The 17,419-nt window shown below is 62.1% G+C and carries 17 protein-coding genes; 3 read left to right on the top strand and 14 right to left on the bottom strand.

What is annotated here, in order from left to right; all coding sequences use genetic code 11:
• Positions 1 to 14: 14 nt before the first annotated feature.
• On the bottom strand, positions 15 to 1,406 hold the full coding sequence (locus ACQ4WM_RS13395) for an aminotransferase-like domain-containing protein (protein ID WP_436547162.1): 1,392 nt from the start codon (positions 1,404 to 1,406) through the stop codon (positions 15 to 17).
• Positions 1,407 to 1,544: 138 nt separating this feature from the next.
• On the opposite strand from ACQ4WM_RS13395, the gene ACQ4WM_RS13390 reads away from it, so the two are divergent.
• Positions 1,545 to 1,784, top strand: a complete 240-nt coding sequence (locus ACQ4WM_RS13390; RefSeq protein WP_436547161.1) for a hypothetical protein — start codon at positions 1,545 to 1,547, stop codon at positions 1,782 to 1,784.
• Positions 1,785 to 1,787: 3 nt separating this feature from the next.
• Here ACQ4WM_RS13390 and ACQ4WM_RS13385 read toward each other — a convergent pair whose 3' ends face one another.
• The 12 genes from ACQ4WM_RS13385 to ACQ4WM_RS13330 form a co-directional block, all read right to left on the bottom strand.
• Positions 1,788 to 3,356, bottom strand: a complete 1,569-nt coding sequence (locus ACQ4WM_RS13385) for a methyl-accepting chemotaxis protein (protein ID WP_436547160.1) — start codon at positions 3,354 to 3,356, stop codon at positions 1,788 to 1,790.
• Positions 3,357 to 3,455: 99 nt separating this feature from the next.
• A complete protein-coding gene (locus tag ACQ4WM_RS13380) occupies positions 3,456 to 4,178 on the bottom strand; it encodes a GntR family transcriptional regulator (protein ID WP_436547159.1) in 723 nt (240 codons plus the stop codon).
• A 61-nt stretch (positions 4,179 to 4,239) separates the two neighbouring features.
• Positions 4,240 to 5,190: a 2-dehydro-3-deoxygluconokinase gene (gene kdgK, locus ACQ4WM_RS13375; RefSeq protein ID WP_436547158.1), complete on the bottom strand. Its 951-nt coding sequence runs from the start codon at positions 5,188 to 5,190 to the stop codon at positions 4,240 to 4,242.
• 95 nt (positions 5,191 to 5,285) lie between these two features.
• Positions 5,286 to 7,421, bottom strand: coding sequence for a glycoside hydrolase family 28 protein (locus tag ACQ4WM_RS13370; protein WP_436547157.1), 2,136 nt, complete (start codon positions 7,419 to 7,421; stop codon positions 5,286 to 5,288).
• A 45-nt stretch (positions 7,422 to 7,466) separates the two neighbouring features.
• Complete coding sequence (locus tag ACQ4WM_RS13365; RefSeq protein WP_436547156.1) at positions 7,467 to 8,738, bottom strand: porin; 1,272 nt, start codon at positions 8,736 to 8,738, stop codon at positions 7,467 to 7,469.
• 113 nt (positions 8,739 to 8,851) lie between these two features.
• The gene (locus ACQ4WM_RS13360) at positions 8,852 to 10,156 is read right to left on the bottom strand and encodes an MFS transporter (RefSeq protein ID WP_436547155.1); all 1,305 of its coding nucleotides are present in this window, start codon (positions 10,154 to 10,156) and stop codon (positions 8,852 to 8,854) included.
• A 99-nt stretch (positions 10,157 to 10,255) separates the two neighbouring features.
• The gene (locus ACQ4WM_RS13355) at positions 10,256 to 11,719 is read right to left on the bottom strand and encodes a tagaturonate reductase (RefSeq protein WP_436547154.1); all 1,464 of its coding nucleotides are present in this window, start codon (positions 11,717 to 11,719) and stop codon (positions 10,256 to 10,258) included.
• 11 nt (positions 11,720 to 11,730) lie between these two features.
• Positions 11,731 to 13,329: a UxaA family hydrolase gene (locus ACQ4WM_RS13350; protein WP_436547153.1), complete on the bottom strand. Its 1,599-nt coding sequence runs from the start codon at positions 13,327 to 13,329 to the stop codon at positions 11,731 to 11,733.
• A 26-nt stretch (positions 13,330 to 13,355) separates the two neighbouring features.
• The gene (uxaC, locus tag ACQ4WM_RS13345) at positions 13,356 to 14,750 is read right to left on the bottom strand and encodes a glucuronate isomerase (RefSeq protein WP_436547152.1); all 1,395 of its coding nucleotides are present in this window, start codon (positions 14,748 to 14,750) and stop codon (positions 13,356 to 13,358) included.
• A gap of 200 nt (positions 14,751 to 14,950) precedes the next feature.
• Positions 14,951 to 15,169 (bottom strand): type II toxin-antitoxin system RelE/ParE family toxin, encoded by a 219-nt coding sequence (locus ACQ4WM_RS13340; protein ID WP_436547365.1) that lies wholly within the window; start codon positions 15,167 to 15,169, stop codon positions 14,951 to 14,953.
• Between the two features lie 77 nt (positions 15,170 to 15,246).
• Positions 15,247 to 15,471: an addiction module protein gene (locus ACQ4WM_RS13335; RefSeq protein ID WP_436547151.1), complete on the bottom strand. Its 225-nt coding sequence runs from the start codon at positions 15,469 to 15,471 to the stop codon at positions 15,247 to 15,249.
• 39 nt (positions 15,472 to 15,510) lie between these two features.
• The gene (locus tag ACQ4WM_RS13330; RefSeq protein WP_436547364.1) at positions 15,511 to 16,035 is read right to left on the bottom strand and encodes a DNA-deoxyinosine glycosylase; all 525 of its coding nucleotides are present in this window, start codon (positions 16,033 to 16,035) and stop codon (positions 15,511 to 15,513) included.
• 103 nt (positions 16,036 to 16,138) lie between these two features.
• On the opposite strand from ACQ4WM_RS13330, the gene ACQ4WM_RS13325 reads away from it, so the two are divergent.
• Positions 16,139 to 16,567, top strand: coding sequence for an Mpo1 family 2-hydroxy fatty acid dioxygenase (locus tag ACQ4WM_RS13325; protein ID WP_436547150.1), 429 nt, complete (start codon positions 16,139 to 16,141; stop codon positions 16,565 to 16,567).
• 124 nt (positions 16,568 to 16,691) lie between these two features.
• Positions 16,692 to 17,141 carry an outer membrane lipoprotein gene (locus ACQ4WM_RS13320; RefSeq protein WP_436547149.1) on the top strand — a complete coding sequence of 150 codons (450 nt, stop codon included), beginning with the start codon at positions 16,692 to 16,694 and terminating at the stop codon, positions 17,139 to 17,141.
• Here ACQ4WM_RS13320 and ACQ4WM_RS13315 read toward each other — a convergent pair.
• Positions 17,138 to 17,269 (bottom strand): hypothetical protein, encoded by a 132-nt coding sequence (locus tag ACQ4WM_RS13315; RefSeq protein WP_436547148.1) that lies wholly within the window; start codon positions 17,267 to 17,269, stop codon positions 17,138 to 17,140. The genes ACQ4WM_RS13320 and ACQ4WM_RS13315 overlap by 4 nt on opposite strands.
• Between the last annotated feature and the right edge of the window lie 150 nt (positions 17,270 to 17,419).

The following is a 17,419-nucleotide window of genomic DNA, read 5'->3' as shown; positions in this document are numbered from 1 at the left end:
GGCGATGGCGTGCGTCAGCTTCTGAACGACTCTGGCCGCCGCGCCAGCAGCTGAGACAGCCGCTGCAGCCCCGCTCGCAGGCGTGCACGGTCCTTGATGCTGCCCAAGGAGATACGGATGGCATGCTCGGCTACGCTGCCGGTGGCGAATGCCTCGGCCGGCGTGACGGCGATGCCCTCGGTGCCGGCCGCATGCGCCAGCTGTGTGGAGTTCCAATATGCCGGCAACGCCAGCCATACATGCAGGCCGTCTCCCGCGCCGCTGTAGCGCCCCGCCAGGATATCGCGCGCCATCCGGTGGCGCAGGCGCGCCTCGCTGCGTATGCCTGCCATCAAGCTGTCAGCCGAACCGTCGAGTATCCACTGCGTGGCCAGTGCGGCTGTCAGCGGCGCTGCCATCAGCGCAAAGGATCTGAGCGCAACGAGGAAACGTTCGCGCTCAAGCGGGTCGCGCAGCAGCACGAAGGCGACACGCAAGCCGGGTGTCAGGCATTTCGACAGGGTCGAGATGTAGACCACCTGTTGCGGGGCAAACGTGGCAATCGGCGGGGGCGCGGCATCGGCAAGCAGCCAGTAGGGATCGTCCTCGAGGATGCGTACCTTGCAGCGCTGCGCGATGCTGGCGAGCTCCTTGCGGCGGCGTTCCGGCATAGTGATGGTGGTCGGGTTCTGCAAGGTGGGATTGAGGTAGACCAGAGCGGGCCTGTGCTGGCGGCAGGCCTCTTCCAGGCTCTCGGGCACCATGCCGTGCTGGTCCGCTTCCACCGCCACCACACGCCGGCCGAACTGGCTCGCTGCGGCCAGCAAGCCGGGATAACTGCTGGGCTCTGCCAGGATCACATCGCCGGGCTTGGTGAACGTCAGGATCAGGGCGGCGATCGCCGCCTGCGCGCCGGGACAGACGACGATGTGCCCGGCATCCATGGGGCCAAACATCGGCGCCAGCCACCTGGTGCCAGCCTTGCGGTCGTAGTCGCTGCCCCCGCCCAGGTGGTAAGTCATCAGCAACTCGCTATCTGCCCTCATCAGCACTTGAGCCAGACCTTGCTTCAACAGGTCGTCGAAGTCCACGCCATCGGGCGGTGGCGGGGTATTCATCGACAGGTCGAGGATGGCGTTCAATTCGACTTTCGGCGCCGCCACATACGTGCCCCGCGCGCCGCGGCCTTCCAGCAAATTGCGGCGCCTGGCTTCGTCGTAGGCGCGCGTGATCGTCGTCAGGTCGACGTCCAGCTGTGCCGCCAGCTGGCGCTGCGGTGGCAGGCGCTCACCCGGGGTCAATGTTCCGTCTGCCACCGCTGCCTGCAGGGCATCGGCAATCTGCAAAAACCGTGGCCCTTTGTTGCGCTCCAGTCGCGGCAACCAGCGTGTCAAAAGCGCATCTTGTATGGTTTTCAACTGGGACATTCTGTCTCAATGTATGGAAATTGTTTTAAAGTAGTATGCTTCAGAGCGTGCAGCAGCGCCACGCTTGCGTGGCAGCCGCTGACGTTTCCCCACTCTCGGCATGGATTGTCAAGTAATCACCTGGAAATACTCAAAATCATGGAATGGATCCCTATCGTCCTTGTTACCTTCAAGGCTCTCGTGCTCGGCACGGGCATGTTCTACGCCATCAAGTGGCATTACGACCAAGGCAAGAAGGACCAGGACAAGGCGAAGCAGAATCGCGCCGTGCTGCGTGCCAGCGGCAAGGCGGTTGCCATCTTCGTATTATTGCTTGTTGGCCTGGGGCTCGTCACCTTCTTCATAGTCAGCAGGCTCGGCATGGAACTGAGCTATTGATTTTCATGATGGCACAGAGAAGGCGCCCTCAGGCATGCCGCTCTGCTCCTCCAGCCTGAACAGCCTCACCAGCTCCGACAACTGCCGCGCCTGCTCCTGCATCGCCTGCGCGGCAGCAGCCGCCTGCTCGACCAGCGCCGCATTTTGCTGGGTCACGTCGTCCATGCTGATGATCGCCTGATTCACTTGCGCGATCCCCGTGTTCTGCTCCTGCGTGGCACTGCTGATGTCGTGCATATAAGCGCTCACTTTCGCGATACCCTCGACTACATGGCGCATGGCGTCGCCGGCCTCGCCGGCCAGCGCCCCGCCTTGCGCTACCTGCGCGCTGGAGACGCCGATCAGGTCCTTGATTTCCTTTGCGGCCGCACCGGACCTTTGCGCCAGGTTGCGCACTTCGCCGGCCACCACGGCAAAGCCGCGTCCCTGTTCGCCGGCACGTGCCGCTTCTACCGCCGCGTTCAGGGCCAATATATTGGTCTGGAAGGCGATCGCGTCGATCACGCCCGTGATGTCGGCGATCCTGTTGGAAGACTGGCCGATGGCGCCCATGGTCTCGACCATGCGTGCCACCACCGCGCCACCCTGCTGCGCCAGGTGCGATGCATCGGCCGCCAGGCTGCTGGCCTGGCGCGCGTTGCCGGCGTTCTGGCCGACGGTGCCGGTCAGCTCCTCCATCGAAGCGGCTGTCTGTTCCAGGGCGCTGGCCTGCGCTTCGGTGCGCGCCGACAGATCGAGATTACCCTGGGCGATTTCCTGCGAAGCGGCGGCAATCGCCGCCGCATTGCCCTGCACCTGGCGCACGGTAGCGGCAAGGTCCTGCTGCATGCGCGCGATACTGTGCAGCAGGCTGCCATGGTCGCCAGCGCGCAAGGTGATGGATGCCGACAGGTCGCGCCCGGCGATGCGGCGCGTGACGTCGACGGCGTAGGCGGGCTCGCCGCCGAGCGCACCGAGCACGCGACGAATCACCTGCCAACCCAGCGCCGACATCAAGGCGAGGGTGGCAAGAAAAAACCACAGGAACTGCAGCGCCGCCTGCCAGAAGGCGCGCTCGATATCGTCGCCAAAAAAGCCGGTACCCAGCCACCAGCCCCAGGGCTTGAAAGCGATGACGCCATTGAGCTTGGCCACCAGCTGGCCGTCGCGTCGGCTTTTGACCGACACCAGCCCCACCTCATTTTTTGCCAGTGCCTCGACATAAGCTTGCGCGTCGGGCCGGCCATCCATGGTCTCGCCCTGGGCAATCACGCCGATATTCTTCGGATTCGGGTGCACCAGATTCAGGCCGTCGGGCAGGCGCGCCCAGTAATAACTCTTCCCTTCATTGTTGAGCTGGGTCAGCGCAGCCTTGGCGGCGGCCTGTGCCTGCTCGCGCGTCAGGCGTCCGTCGGTTTCCTGGGCGTGGTACCAGGCAAGCAGGTGTTCGCCCATCTTGAGCATATTGACGATCTGCGCTTCGCGGTCATGCATCATCGTCTGGTGCAGGGTGCGCAGGCTGTAGGCACCCAGCATGGCCATGGCCAGCAAGGCGGCGCCGACCAGCAGGGTCAATCGGTGTGAGACTTTCATGATGTTCCTTCAAAAAGGCGCAGCGCATCTGCCATGGACGTGACTGTCCCTGGCCGCGCGCGTGAGGCGGCCGATCAGGACTGGCTGGCAGAAAAGTGGCTAGCGCACGGGTTTGGCAGCGAGGTGCGGCATGAAGTATTCAGGCCGCAGTTTGCGGGTTATTTCCAGCACCGGCAGTACGTGATCGAGGTGGCTGCGCATGGCGGCGACGGCGTGTTTCGGGTCGCCCGAGGCCAGCGCTTCGATCACGTCGCTATGCTCCGACATGACGTCCACCATGCGCCCGGCCAGAGGCAGGGTTAGCTGGCGGTAGCGGTCCATCTGCGTTTTCGCCTGCAGTATCATCGGCCACACGCCCGGATAGCCGGACAGTTCGGCCAGCGCCGCATGGAAGCCTTCGTCGGTGCGGTGAAAGCCGCGGATATCGTTATTGGCGATGCATTCGGCTTGCGTGGCGAGGATGGCGCGCAGGCGGGCGATGCCTTCCGGCGTGGCCCGTTCGGTGGCTTTTTCGATGATCGCAGTTTCCAGCGCACAGCGCACCAGCATGGCTTCTTCGAGCGAGTCGAGCGGAATGCGCGCGACAAAGGTGCCGACCCTGGGCAGCACCTCGATCAGGCCTTCCTCGGCCAGCCTCTGCACCGCTTCATGCACCGGCGTGCGGCTGGTGCCCAGCTCTTCGGCCAGTTCCTTTTCGACGATGCGGGTGCCGGGCAGCATGGTCATCTCGACGATGCGCTGGCGCAGCAAGCCATACACGCGGCGCGCGGCGCTGATGCCCGTTTCGCCATCGGCGGGAGGAAGGGAGGACGAAAAATTCATAGGCTGGGCCAGGTTAAACGAATCAACGACAGGGCAAGCGATCATACCCTGTCCACTCTTGTTACGACGGCATCAGCGCGCGCGCGATAATTGCGCCCCGATGGCCGATCACGCAGCCGGCCAGGCGATGGCCTGCCCGTGCGGCGTCCACCGGAGACTTGCCCGCCAGGCGCGCCGCGAAATAGGCCGCGCCGAACGAGTCGCCGGCGGCCGTGGTGTCGATCACCCTGGCTACCGGTGGCGCCGCCACCTCCTGGACTTCGCCATCGCGCCAGACGACGCAGGGCTGGCCGCCGCGCTTGAGCACGATCTCGGCCACGCCCAGCGCGCTGGTGCGCGCGATCACCTGGTCGATGGAAGCTGGGCCATGCAGCGCCTCTTCGTCATCGAGCGTCAGCAGGGCCATCGAGCACAGCTGCAGCACGCGATGATAAACCGCCACGGCCACTTGCGCCTCCCCCCAAAGGCGGGGTCGGTAGTTATTGTCGAACACGATCTGGCCGCCGTTGGCTTTGCACTGCGCCAGGGTCGCCAGCAGCAACTCGCGGTCGGCTGGCGACAAAATAGCCAGGCTGATGCCGGACAAGTACACATACGGCGCTTTTGCCAGCTGTGCCAGGATGGCTGGCGCTTGCGGGCCGCGCAGCCAGTGGCGCGCCGCCGAATCGCTGCGCCAGTAGTGAAAGCGCCGCTCGCCGTCCGCATCGGTCTCGATCAGATACATGCCGGGCAGCTTGTCGGCCAGGCGCTGCACGCTACTGGTATCGATGCCTTCGGCTTGCCAGCTTGCCGCCATGTCGTCGGACAAGCCGTCGCTACCGAGCGCCGTCACATAGGCGATGCGGTGGCAGCTGGCGTCAACCAGGCGCGCCAGGTACACGGCCGCGTTGAGGGTATCGCCGCCGAAGCGGTAATCCATCGCCTGCACCGTGGCCTCAGTTTGCGCGCGCTGCAATTCGATCATGCATTCGCCGATCACAAAGACAGTTTCGGCCGGTTTGTTCGTCTCCATCTCACTCCTATCCATCATGAATGCCAGCGTGACACCGCGCCGGCATCCGTGAAGATGGCCGGCGCGGCATGGTGCTCAAGGCTTACCAATAACGCTTACTTCTTGTCCCAGGTCGAACCGAACAGGTTGGACTGGCCGATCGCCGGGAAGTCGACGAAGGCGCGGCTGCAATCGACCACCTTGTCGACATCGACCGCTTGCGTGGCCGTACCATTGACCGTCACGCGCTCGGCAGCGTTGGCGAAAATCGGCAGGTTGGTGCCCTTGATCGTCAGGTTAGCATCGGACGAGGTCATGGTCGTGCCATTCGGCGAGTCCGTGACCACGTTGTTCAGGTTCATCACCAGCGGGAATTGCGGGTTATTGAAGCCACCCGTATTTGCCTGGAAGCCTTGCAGCTTGATGGCAGTGTTACCCAGGATGCGCACATTGTCCAGCGAGATATCGTGGAAGTTGGGGTACAGCGGGCCGGCCGTGGGCAGCGCCTTGGTGCTGTAGTAGGTGGTAAACAACAGCGCGTTCAGGGCGTCACGGATGCAGATATTGCGATAGTTAATATTGCTCACTTCGCCGCCGCGCGCATAGTCCGACTTGATGCGCAGCGCTTCTTCCGAGTGGGTGAACGAGTTGTCATACACTTCGACGTTGGTCACGCCCGCATTCGTTTCGCTGCCCACCGAAATGCCATGGCCCCAGTAGATGTGATTGTGGGCGATGATCATGCCGTGCTTGCGGTCCGAACGCACGTCGCGCTTGCCGTCGATGGCAAACAGGCCGGAACCGGCTGGCGAAGGATTGGCGCTGCCTTTCAGGGCCACGTCATCGTCGCCGGTGCTGACAAAATTGTAGGCAAACACGAAGTTCTTCAGGTAGCCGTCGAACGACATCGCGCCGCTGGAGGTGGTGACAGAACCGGTGCTCAGCTTGCCAGAAATCGCCTTGCCGGCCGCACCCGGATCGAATGCGTCGGTATTCTTGACGTTGTCCGCGTTGTAGGTTTCGCCGTTGTACAGCGGGTTGCCGTTACCGGCCGGATTGGCAAACGCCGCCAGGGTCGGGGTCTGCACTTTCACGCCCCATACGGTCAGGCCATCGACACCGCTAGGCACGACGTGGAAGTTGGCGCTGTTATTGAGCGAGATGCGGTACAGCGTCAGGTTTTTCGCGTAGTTGAACACCATCATGCGGAAGTTCGACTGCGAGCCCGTGCCGGTTACGCCGTTCTGTACCATATTGCCCAGGAAGGCAAGGTCCCACCAGCTCATGTTGCGGGCCGACGATTTCGAGTCGACCGTGGTGCCGCCGTTATCGCACGACACGCCATCAGCGGCCTGCTTGCCAGCGGCATACGCCGTGTAGGTGTTCGAGCAGGTCATGTCGACCTTCATCAACGGATAAAGCTTGTTGGTGGTGACGATTTCGGCATAGGCGCGGCTGTCGATGGAACCATCGCCCATGACGGCCGAGTTGACCATATTGGTGCCGTTGATCAGTGCGCTGCAATTGCCCGAGCTGCCGGCCTTGGTCGAACTGACGGCCGTATTGCCGCAGTATGGACCGGCCGGGTTCGGCGAATAGGTGGTCACGTCGCGCGAGGCGTACAGGGTCACGCCCTTGTCGATCCACAGGGTCACGCCGGACGGCAGGGTCAACGGGCCGCTGATAAAGCCATCGCCCACGCCGGATTTGTTCACTACCAGGCGCACTGCGAACTTGGTGCCGCGGTATTCGGGCTTGGCCAGTTCTTCGCCCGAAACACCGGCGATATTGACGTTCTTGACGTTGGCGGCTTTTTGCGCGGCAGTGGCGGCAGCATCGGCGGCAGCGATCTTGGCGCCCACTTCGGCGTCGACGGCTGCGCCGCAGGCGTCGAGCGCGGCCTGGATGCGGGCCTGGTCAGGGTTGGCGGTGGCGGTAGTGACGGCCACGCCGACACCGGGTTTCGACGGGTCGGCTTCCGGCGGCAGCGAGCCATCCGGACGGCGCACCAGGTTGCTCGACGCTTCCAGGGTGGCGCATACCTGCGTGTCTTTTGGCAGGGTCGGTTCGGCCGGCAGGTCCGGATCGAAGGACGTGGTGCCGACCTGGAATACGCTGCCCGGGGTGTAGCTGGTGGCGGTCTCGCCCTTGGTGTCGCCACCGCCGCCGCAAGCGGCCAGCAGGATGGCCAGCGGCAGGGCAACGCATGCCTGCGTCCAGCCTGGATTACCTTGTTTGATACTTGATTTCATGGTGTGCATCTCCTGATATTCCGGCTCGCGCCGGATTTTTATAATTTAGAAACGTGCGATCAAGCCGATGCCGAAGGCGCGGGGCGAATTGCCTGGCGCCAGGAAAGCGTCGTCGGTACCGGCCTTGTTGCTGTGCAGCGGCGACTGGCCCAGGTTGACGTTCTGCTGCGACTTGTTGTTGATGCGAGTGAAGTACACATACGGCATGAACTGTTCGTCGATCTTGTAGGTCGCGCCCAGCGACACCTGGGTGGCGCCGAAGTCGTCGGCACGGCCGAAGGTGGTGTTGTCGAGCTTGCCCAGCTTGCCGGCGGCCAGCATGACGTTCACGTCATAGCCCACGTCCTGGCTCACGGACGCCATCACCGAGCGCTGCTTCATGCTGCCCGTTTGCAGGGCCGTGTAGATATTGCCGGGGGTCGGCAGCGACTGCAGCGCGTAGCCATAGCTGCCCGACTCGAAACCCAGGCCAACCGAGGTTTTGGTCGGGAATTTGTAGGTTGCCAGCACCTTGTAGAACGAGGTGTTGACGCCGCTGACCGAGGTATTGCGGAAGCCGAAGCCTTTCGACAGGTTTTCCACGTCCACGCCGGTGTTCTGCTGGCGGTCGTAGCCGGCGCCGATCGAGAACGCGCCGACGGTGTACTTGGCGGCCAGCGAGTAGCGCGCGCGGTCGTCGCCGGTGTCGCGCACTTCGTCGAAACCGTAGGAAGCGCCAGCCTGGAAGCCGTTCCATTCCGGCGACAGGTAGTGGGCCGAGTTCTTGTAGCGCGCTTCGCCGCGACCGAACAGGCTGTCGGCATTGCCGCTCAGCTGGGCCGAGGTGTTGTTCCACACGTCCAGGCCCTGCACCGACAGGCCCAGGTTGCCGCCCAGGGCGCCGCCCGAGCCCACCAGGCTGCGGTAAACCGAGTCGTTGTTACCGATAATGAAGCGGCCGAAGCGCTTGCTCTCGATACCGACAAAGGTGTTGCGCGACTCGATGGTCGACGATTTGCCCTGGCCGTTGATGCCGCCTTCATCGAAGTTGTTCAGGCTGCCCTCGATCTGCCACAGACCGCGCACGTCGCCCTTGATGCCGATCGAACCGGCAAAGCCGATGCGCGAATTGCCGTCCGAAACGCGGCCACGGCTGCCGTACGGGGTCGGGCCGCCTTCGGCTTTCACCGATTCGATCTCGCCGTTCAGGAAGCCGTAGATGCGTGTTTCCACCTTGCGGCCTTCCAGGAAGCCGTCGGCCAGCGCACTGCCGGACAGGGCCGCCAGCACGGCTGCCGCCAGGACGCGGCGGGTCAGTTTATTGTTCAGTTGTTGCATGTCTTTCTCCTCTGGTCGCGCCTTGGGGTAGCGCTTTATTAACTTCATTGAAAACAGTGATCCCTCCGCCTTGGGGCGGATGCGAGCAAGTCGAAGGGAGTGAAAGGCTGGTGTCAGCCGAATGCCGGTTTGCCCAGCGGGACCGATGGCGCGATTTTTTCGCGTATCAGTATGCACACCACGGCGGCAGCCACCAGGTCGAACACGGCCAGCAGCATGAACAGCGGGCTGTAGCCAACCAGGGTCACCAGCACGCCAAACAACAGGGTAAAGATGGTGGCGCCCAGGTAGCCGGACATGCCGGCAAGACCCGTGGCGGTGGCCACTTCGTTCTTGCCGAAGACGTCCGAGGTGATCGAATAGAGCGCGCCGGACAGCGTCTGGTGGGCAAAGCCGCCCACGCACAGCAGGGCAATCGCCGCATACGGGCTGGCCACCAGGCCGATGCAGGCCGGACCGATCATGCAGACAGCGCCGACGATCACCACCAGCTTGCGCGAGGTGAACAGCGACACTTTCCAGTATTTGTGGAACCACGGGCTCAAATACCCACCCAGTACGCAGCCGATATCGGCAGCGAGGAACGGCAGCCAGGCGAACATGGCGATTTCCTTGATGTTCATATGGCGCTCGGTAGCCATGTAGAGGGGAATCCAGGCGTTGAAGGTCTGCCAGGCTGGTTCGGACAAAAAGCGCGGAATCGCGATGGCCCAGAAATTACGGCTGCGCACGATCTGGTGCCAGCGCACCTTGTGAGCCGAATTTCTATTCCCTTCGACGCCGTTGGCATCGCTCTGCTCCTGGCCTTCGAGGATAAAGTCACGCTCCTTGTCGGACAGCATCTTCTGGTCGCGCGGGTGCTTGTAGAACGCCAGCCAGAGGCCAGTCCAGACGATGCCGATGGCACCGACGATAACAAACGACATCTGCCAGCTGCCATGCAAAATGGTCCACACCACCAGCGGCGGCGCGCACAGGGCGCCGATCGAAGAACCGATATTGAACCAGCCGATGGCGATCGAACGCTCCTTGGCGGGGAACCATTCGGTGGTCGCCTTCACACCGGCGGGGATGCCAGCCGCTTCGGTCAGGCCCAGCATGCCGCGAAACAGCGCCATGCTTTGCCAGCCGGTCGCCATGGCGGCGCAGGCGCAGGCCACCGACCAGGCCAGCGCAAACATCGCAAAACCGAGCTTGGTGCCGACCGCGTCGATCACATAGCCGGCGATCGGCTGCATCAGCGCGTAGCAAACCTGCCACGCCACCACGATATAGGAATACTGCTGGGTGGTGATATTGAGTTCGCTCATCATCGTTGGCGCCGCCACCGACAAGGTATTGCGCGCCAGGTAATTGACGATCAGGCCAGCCGTGACCAGGCCCACCATCCACCAGCGCATGCCGCGTACTTTGTTCATTTTGTCTCCCTCTAGCCATCCACGACGGCGCAGCTGCGCCGCCACTTTGCGGGCCGTTCAGCCTTCCTGGGGAAGTGCTTTCGGCCTCGATTTTTATTTTTACTGCGGTACTGCTGAATCCTTACAGGCCTGCAGGGCGCCGCGCATGCCATCGGCGCCGATGCGCGCCAGCGCGTTTGTGACCGCCTGCGCCAGGCCCGGCACCGCATTCATGTCGCGGCCCCATACTTTTTCGTTGGACAGCCAGCCCTGCACCAGTTGCGCCAGGCTTTGCTTGCCGCCGTCGACGTCAGCCCAGGAAGACTTGAACCAGCCCAGGGTGGCCGCATCGTCAGCCAACGCGATCACGTCGCCGCGATACAGGCGCATGGTGGCGGCCAGAGCCAGCACCAGCCGTTGCGGCAGGCGCTCGTGCAGGGCAACAAAGCGCAGCAGTTGCGGTGCGATGCGGGCAGCAAATTTGCTCCAGCTGTTCAGGGCAATCGAGGCCAGGCGATGCTGGATATACGGGTTGCGAAAACGCAGCAGCACATCGCGCGCGAATTGCTGCAACTCGTCCTGCGGCAGCGGCAAGGCGGGAATGATTTCTTCGTTCAGGGTGTCGGCCAGATAGCCGCCGACCTGCGCGTCGTTGACAGCCTCGCCCACGGTTTCCAGGCCTGCCAGCAGCGCCACCGGCACCAGCGCCGTATGGCCGCCGTTCAGGATGCCGACCTTGCGCTGCTTGTACGGCGTGATGTCGTCGACCAGCTCGATATTCAGGTTGGCACCGGCCAGTTTCAATTCGTCGGCCAGCCAGGCCGGGCCTTCGATCACGAACAGGTAGAAGTACTCGGCAGCTACCAGAAACTGGTCGGTGTAACCCAGGTCCGCCGCGATCGCGTCGGCTTCGCCTTCGGGAAAGCCGGTGACGATGCGGTCGACCAGGGTCGAGCAGAATACGCAGGCCGAATCGATCCAGGCGGCAAAGCCGGCGTCCAGCTGCCACAGGCGCGCGAAGTGCAGCACGGCCGCTTTCAGAGCCGGGCCGTTCTGTTCAATCAGTTCGCACGGCAGCAGCACCACGCCCTTCTCAAGACTGGCGTTGAAATACGTGTAGCGGTCAAACAGCAGGCACGCCAGCTTGGCAGGAAACGTCGAGGGCGGTGCATCGTCGAAGGCGTCGGTGTCGTTGGTGGCAATGCCGGCCTCGGTGGTGTTCGAGACGATAAAGCGCAGCTCGGGCAATTGCGCCAGCGCCAGATAGTCGCCATACATGGTGGCCGGATTGATCTCGCGCTCTACGCATTCGATGGTGCGGTACTCGCTGACGGGCGTGCCGTTTTCATCGAGGCCGCGCACCACGGTGGTAAACAGGCCGTCCTGCACGTCAAGCAGGGGCGAGCCGCTGCCGCCGCGCGGGCGCACCACCACCACGCCGGCATTGAGGCCACTGCGTTCATTCAACAGGTCGATCTGCCAGTCGAAAAAGCCGCGCATGAAGTTGCCCTGGCCGAACTGGAGGAATTTGATCGGCAGCGCATAGGGCGCGCTGCGTTTCAACGCTGGTACTGGTGCTTGCATGAGAGTGTGGCTCACAGTGAAATGTCGCGTTTCCAGAAAATGAAGTCGTACTGCTGCAGGCGATCGGCCTTGGCCGTGTACTGGCCGCCGGCGGTGGCCACTACCATGTCGAACAGGCCATTGGCCACGTCAAGCAGCGGCGTGCCGTCGATTACGGGGCCGCAGTCATAGTCGATCAGGTCCGACAGTTTTCTGGCGACGCGGGTATTGCTGGATATTTTCAGCACTGGCACGATCGGGTTGCCGGTCGGCGTGCCGAGACCGGTGGAAAACAGCACCACGTTGGCGCCGGAGGCAACGATGCCGGTCACCGATTCGACGTCGCCGCCCGGTGTGCACAGCAGCGACAAGCCGGCTTTCGGGCTTTGTTCGCCGTAGTCGAGCACCGAGACGATGGGCGAGGTGCCGCCCTTCTTGGCAGCACCGGCCGATTTCATGGCGTCGGTAATCAGGCCGTCGCGGATATTGCCGGGGCTGGGGTTGTCGGCGAAGTGCGTACCCACCGCTTCGGCGCGCGCTTCGAAGTCGCGCATCAGGCCCAGGAAGCGGCGCTTGTCGTCGTCGTTTTCACAGCGCTCGATCAGGTTTGCTTCCACCCCGCACAGCTCGGGGAATTCGGCCAGGATGGACGAGCCGCCGACGGCCACCACCATGTCCGACACCAGACCCATGGCCGGGTTGGCGGAAATGCCGGAAAAACCGTCCGAACCGCCGCACTTGACGCCGATTTTCAGGTGCGACAGCGGCACCGGCTGGCGCACGACCTTGTTCGCTTCTTTCAGCTGCGCCAGGGTGTCGGTCAGCACGGCCTTCATCATCGCGTCCTCGCTGTCCCACTGCTGCTGTTCGTAGATCAGGCAGGGCTTGTCGAAGTTGGGATTCTGTTTGGCCAGCGCGTCCTTGAACATGGCGATCTGCGCGTTCTGGCAACCGAGGCTGAAAACGGTAATGCCGGCCACATTCGGATGATCGGCGTAGGCCGATAAAATCCGGCACAGCGAGCGGGCATCGGCGCGTGTGCCGCCGCAGCCGCCGTTGTGCGTAATGATGCGCACGCCATCGAGGTTCGGGAACGGGCGCACCACCGGTTTCGGCGCTTCCATGTCTTCGCCCAGCAGTGACAAGGTGAACGACGCCAGGTCGTTGCGGGTGTAGCCGAGCGGTGCTTCGAGCGCATTGCGCAGGTGCTCGACATTGCGGTTTTCGCAAAACACCAGCGGGAACACCAGCCAGTAATTGGCCGTGCCCACGCGGCCATCGGCGCGCACAACGCCAGGGAAAGTGGCGCCGTCCAGGCGAGCCACATCGGGCGGCGTCCAGCTGTAGGGCGCTTGCGGTTCCAGTTCCACTTCGGCTGCGTAATGGTGCAGATTTTCAGTTGTGACGGCTTCGCCGCGGCGGATATCGACCGTGGCCTTGCCGACCGGTACGCCGTACAGGCGCATTATCTCGCCGGCCGCAAACGCGCGGCGGGCCAGCTTGTGCTTGGTCTTGACGGCGCTGCTGATCAGGATGGATTCACCCTCCCAGTTGACGACTTCGCCGGCGGCCAGGTCGGACAGGGCGACCAGCATGTCGTCGTCGGGGTGAATACACAGTACTTTTTGCATGACTATTCCTGGCGGCGGCTGAGGGATTACAACTGGAAGTATTTGCGTGCGTTGTCGTAACAGATGCCGCGCACGATGGTGGCCAACGCCTCGAAGTCGTTCGGGTATTCGCCACCGTGCACCCATTCACCAATCTGGCGGCATACCAGGCGGCGGAAATAGTCGTGGCGCGGATAGGACGCAAAGCTGCGCGAGTCGGTCACCATGCCGACAAACACACCCAGTACGCTGTGGTTGCCGAAGCCGACCAGTTGCTGCAGATTGCCTTCCTTGTGGTCGTTGAACCACCAGGCCGGACCGAACTGCAGCTTGCCGGCGACGCTGCCGTCCTGGAAGTTGCCAACCATGGTCGACAGCACTTCATTCATGTTCGGGTTCAGGCAGAACAGCATGGTTTTCGGCAGGCGGTCGTCCAGGTCCAGCGCGTTCAGCAGGGATGCCAGGCCGGCGCTGGTGCTCATGTCCGAGATCGAGTCGTAGCCGGTGTCCGGCCCCAGCCTGGAGCGCATACGGTCGTTGTTGTTGCGCTGGGCGCCGATATGCAGGCACATGGTCCAGCCATAGTTGGCGTACACGCGGCCGATTGCCTCCAGCAAACCGCGCAGGTAGAGGCCATTTTCTTCATCCGTCAACAGGCTGCCTTGCAGGCGCTTCGCGAACAGCGCTTCGAGTTCTTCGATGGTTGCGCCGACCACCGGCAAGGTGACGTCGACGGCGTGATCCGAGATGCGCGCACCACGCGAGTGGAAGAACTCCACGCGCACGGCCAGCGCGGCGATCAGCGACGCAAACGAGGTCACCGGCACTTGCGCCACGTCGCCCAGGCGTTTCAGGTAGTCGATAAAGCGCGGCTGGTTGATGCGCATCGCCTTGTCGGGACGGTAGGCCGGCAGCACGCGTGTTTTCAGTGCCGAGCTGGCGATTTCCGCGTGCTGCAGCAGGTCGTCGGCCGGGTCGTCGGTGGTGCAGGCGATTTCCACGCCGGCCTGTTCCAGCAGCGACCAGGTGTCCATGGCGGCCAGCTTGGCGTTGGCCTGCTCCCAGATGGCGTCGGCATTCGCTTCATTGATCAAGAGGTCGATATTGAAGATGCGGCGCAGTTCCAGATGGCTCCAGTGGTGGATCGGGTTGCCGATCGCCAGCGGCAGCACCTTGCAAAACGCGCGGAATTTTTCCTGGTCCGAGCGCTCGCCGGTAATGAATTCCTCTGCCACGCCCGCCGTGCGCATCAAACGCCATTTGTAATGGTCACCCGACAACCACAGCTCGGCGATATTGCGGAAGGTCTTGCGCGCGGCGATTTCGCCTTGTTGCAGGTGCGAGTGGTAATCGATGATCGGCAGGTCGGCCGCCACCTCGTGATACAGCTTGCGGGCCGTCTCGGTGGTGAGTAGAAAATCCTGATTCATGAACTCGGTCATCGTAACCATCTCCTTGCTTGCGTGTTTTGTGGTGGCACCAACTTGGCGCACTCTGATATATCAGAATATTAAATGTAATATATCAGCAGAAGCAAGCGCAAAAGTGAAGTGGAAGAAAAAAAGTGGGGGCGGAAACAACAGGCGTGAGGAAAACGATGCGGTGCAACGATCCGTGGGAGTGTGCCGGGTAAACGGCGCGGTCAGCGCGATGAGTGTGTGCGCCAGGCAGCGGGGTGACGGCGGTGGTGGGTAATCGCGAGGATTCGCAGCTCGTCGCTCACCAGGCGATAGATGATGCGGTAGGGAAATCGGCGCAGAGAAAACTGCTGGAAACGGCGAGAAAATGTGCCGCCGATGGCGCGATTTGCCAGCAACAAGGTGGTCGTACGTTCAAATTCGTCAATAAAGGCACTGCCCAGTGCACTATTTACCTGCTCCGCATATCAGGCCGCGATGTCCTGCAACTCTTCTGCCGCTGCAGGCGTGATCAGCAGTTTCATTTCAGGGCCGCACGCGCCTGTATCAGCGCATCGGCAAGAGGCAACAAAGGACGCTCTCCGCTATCCGTCTGGGCCTCGCGCCGTTCGACCTCGTCCAGCCATGCGGCGTCCAGACTCTCGTCGGCATCCAGGCTTTCCAACAGTAACTGCGCAAACGCGGCACGCTCGCTGGCAGTCAACTTGAGGGCGGCGGATGCCAGTTTTTCCAATGGTGTGTCCATCGTGGCTCCTTCTGTAATCAACACAATTTTACCTCTATCTCAGGTAAGCATTTGGCGTACAACTCGCCAAAGCTCCAGCTTTTCCGAATATGGTTTTGTATAGGCCGGACTGCTTGATGGAAGATAAGCTATCTGATAACTTGAAGCATATTCACCTAAAACTTTCATGCCAAGCTTCCCAGCAGTTCCGCCATTGAACGCAATCGCCCTGATGTTCGGGAAGTGCTTGAGCATTGCTGGAAGGTCGTTATCGTCGCGCTCGCGGATATTGCTGTCCAGGCTGCCGGAACGATGCGCTTGTGCCACTACGTCCCACAGCCCTACCCCGTGCGCCAGCAGAGTGGCCAGTCGCTCGTCGTAGGGCAGGCTTTTCAGCTCAATACCCAGCACGTCCCCCAGCAGCAGCCAGAATTTGTTCTGCGGATGCGCGTAATACTGGCTGTGCGCCAGCGACTTTTCGCCGGGCAGGCTGCCCAGTATCAGCAGCCGCGTGTTGACATTGACGACGGGGTCGAAGCAGCGCTTGCGGGTGTCAGGAGTTGCGATAGGCACGGTCAACGGCATTCCTGGATGGAGTAAGGAAGCCATTATTCTACGCGTTCAAGGCGTCGGCAAACGGGTGTAGAATTTCCGGACCATTAATAACAGAAACTGCCCGGACACTTCCATGCGCACCATCGATACCCTGCTGGCGCAGTACGGCGACAGCCACCGCAATCCTGTCAATGAATGGGTGCACATCGTGTGCGTGCCACTGATCGTGTTCAGCTTGCTGGGCTTGCTGTGGAGCATGCATGCGGTGGTGGCGCTGGCGGCCAGCGCGGCTGCGTTGGCGTACTATGTAACATTGTCGCGGCCGTTTGCGCTCGGCATGCTGGCGATGCTGGCCGTGATGCTCACTGCGCTGGCGGCGATGCAGGCTATCGTGATCTTGCCGCTGTCGCTGGTGCTGTTCGTGCTGGCCTGGATCGGCCAGTTCATCGGGCACCATATCGAGGGCAAGAAGCCTTCATTCCTGGACGACTTGCGCTTTTTGCTGATCGGTCCGCTGTTCGTGCTGGGCTTTGCGTACCGGCGCTTGCGGCTGGCTTACTAGCATCGAGGTAACAGATTATTACCATTGCAGGCTGTTTATCAACAGCAACTTGTCTTATCATTAATGTGCAGCCGATGCCATCGACGCGATCGGCGCACCACCATTTTTTTATCTGGAGTTGAACATGAAAACATCGATTATTGCCGTCGCTTTGCTGGCCACCCTGGCAGGTTGCGCCGTACAACCGAATTCAGCCAATGTGTACAAGGCGCGCCAGGCGCAGAATGAACAGTCGGTGCGCATGGGCACCGTGGAATCCGTGCGCCAGGTCACCATCGACAAGGGCGAAAGCGGCACCGGCGTGCTGGCCGGCGCGGCACTCGGTGGCGTGGCCGGCTCGGCCGTGGGCGGCGGCAAGGGCGCCATCGCGGCAAGCATCCTTGGCGCGGTAGCGGGCGGTATTGCGGGCAAGAATATCGAAGCGAATGCATCGAACAAGCCCGGTTTTGAAATCACCGTGCGCCTGGACAATGGCGATATGCGCGCCATCGTCCAGGATGCGGACGAGCAGTTCCGTCCCGGTGAACGCGTGCGTTTGCTGTCGGACGGCCGCACCACGCGGGTGACGCATTAATTGAACGAGCCGGGCGCCATCAACATGGCGCTCGGGGCCATGCCTTCATGCAGCCAGATGGCGATCAAGGTCGTCACCAACACGTAGACAATTACGGTCCATACTTTGAGGTGCAGCGAGGCTGGCATGAGGGCTCCCTGAAGAGTTGAATTCGGAGAATGTTAAATTAATAATAATATAAATATTTTCATAATTTCAACATTTCTTGTCACCCCTGCGCTGGCTCAAGGGACGCTGTGGCGCCGATGCTGCGCTGGTCAAGCCACAGGCGACACCGT

It is taken from the genome of Janthinobacterium longum, from assembly GCF_051380735.1.
Taxonomy (GTDB): Bacteria; Pseudomonadota; Gammaproteobacteria; order Burkholderiales; family Burkholderiaceae_D; genus Janthinobacterium.
The sequence above is the reverse complement of the archived record's forward strand: the minus strand, read 5'-3'. Positions and strand labels throughout refer to the sequence as shown.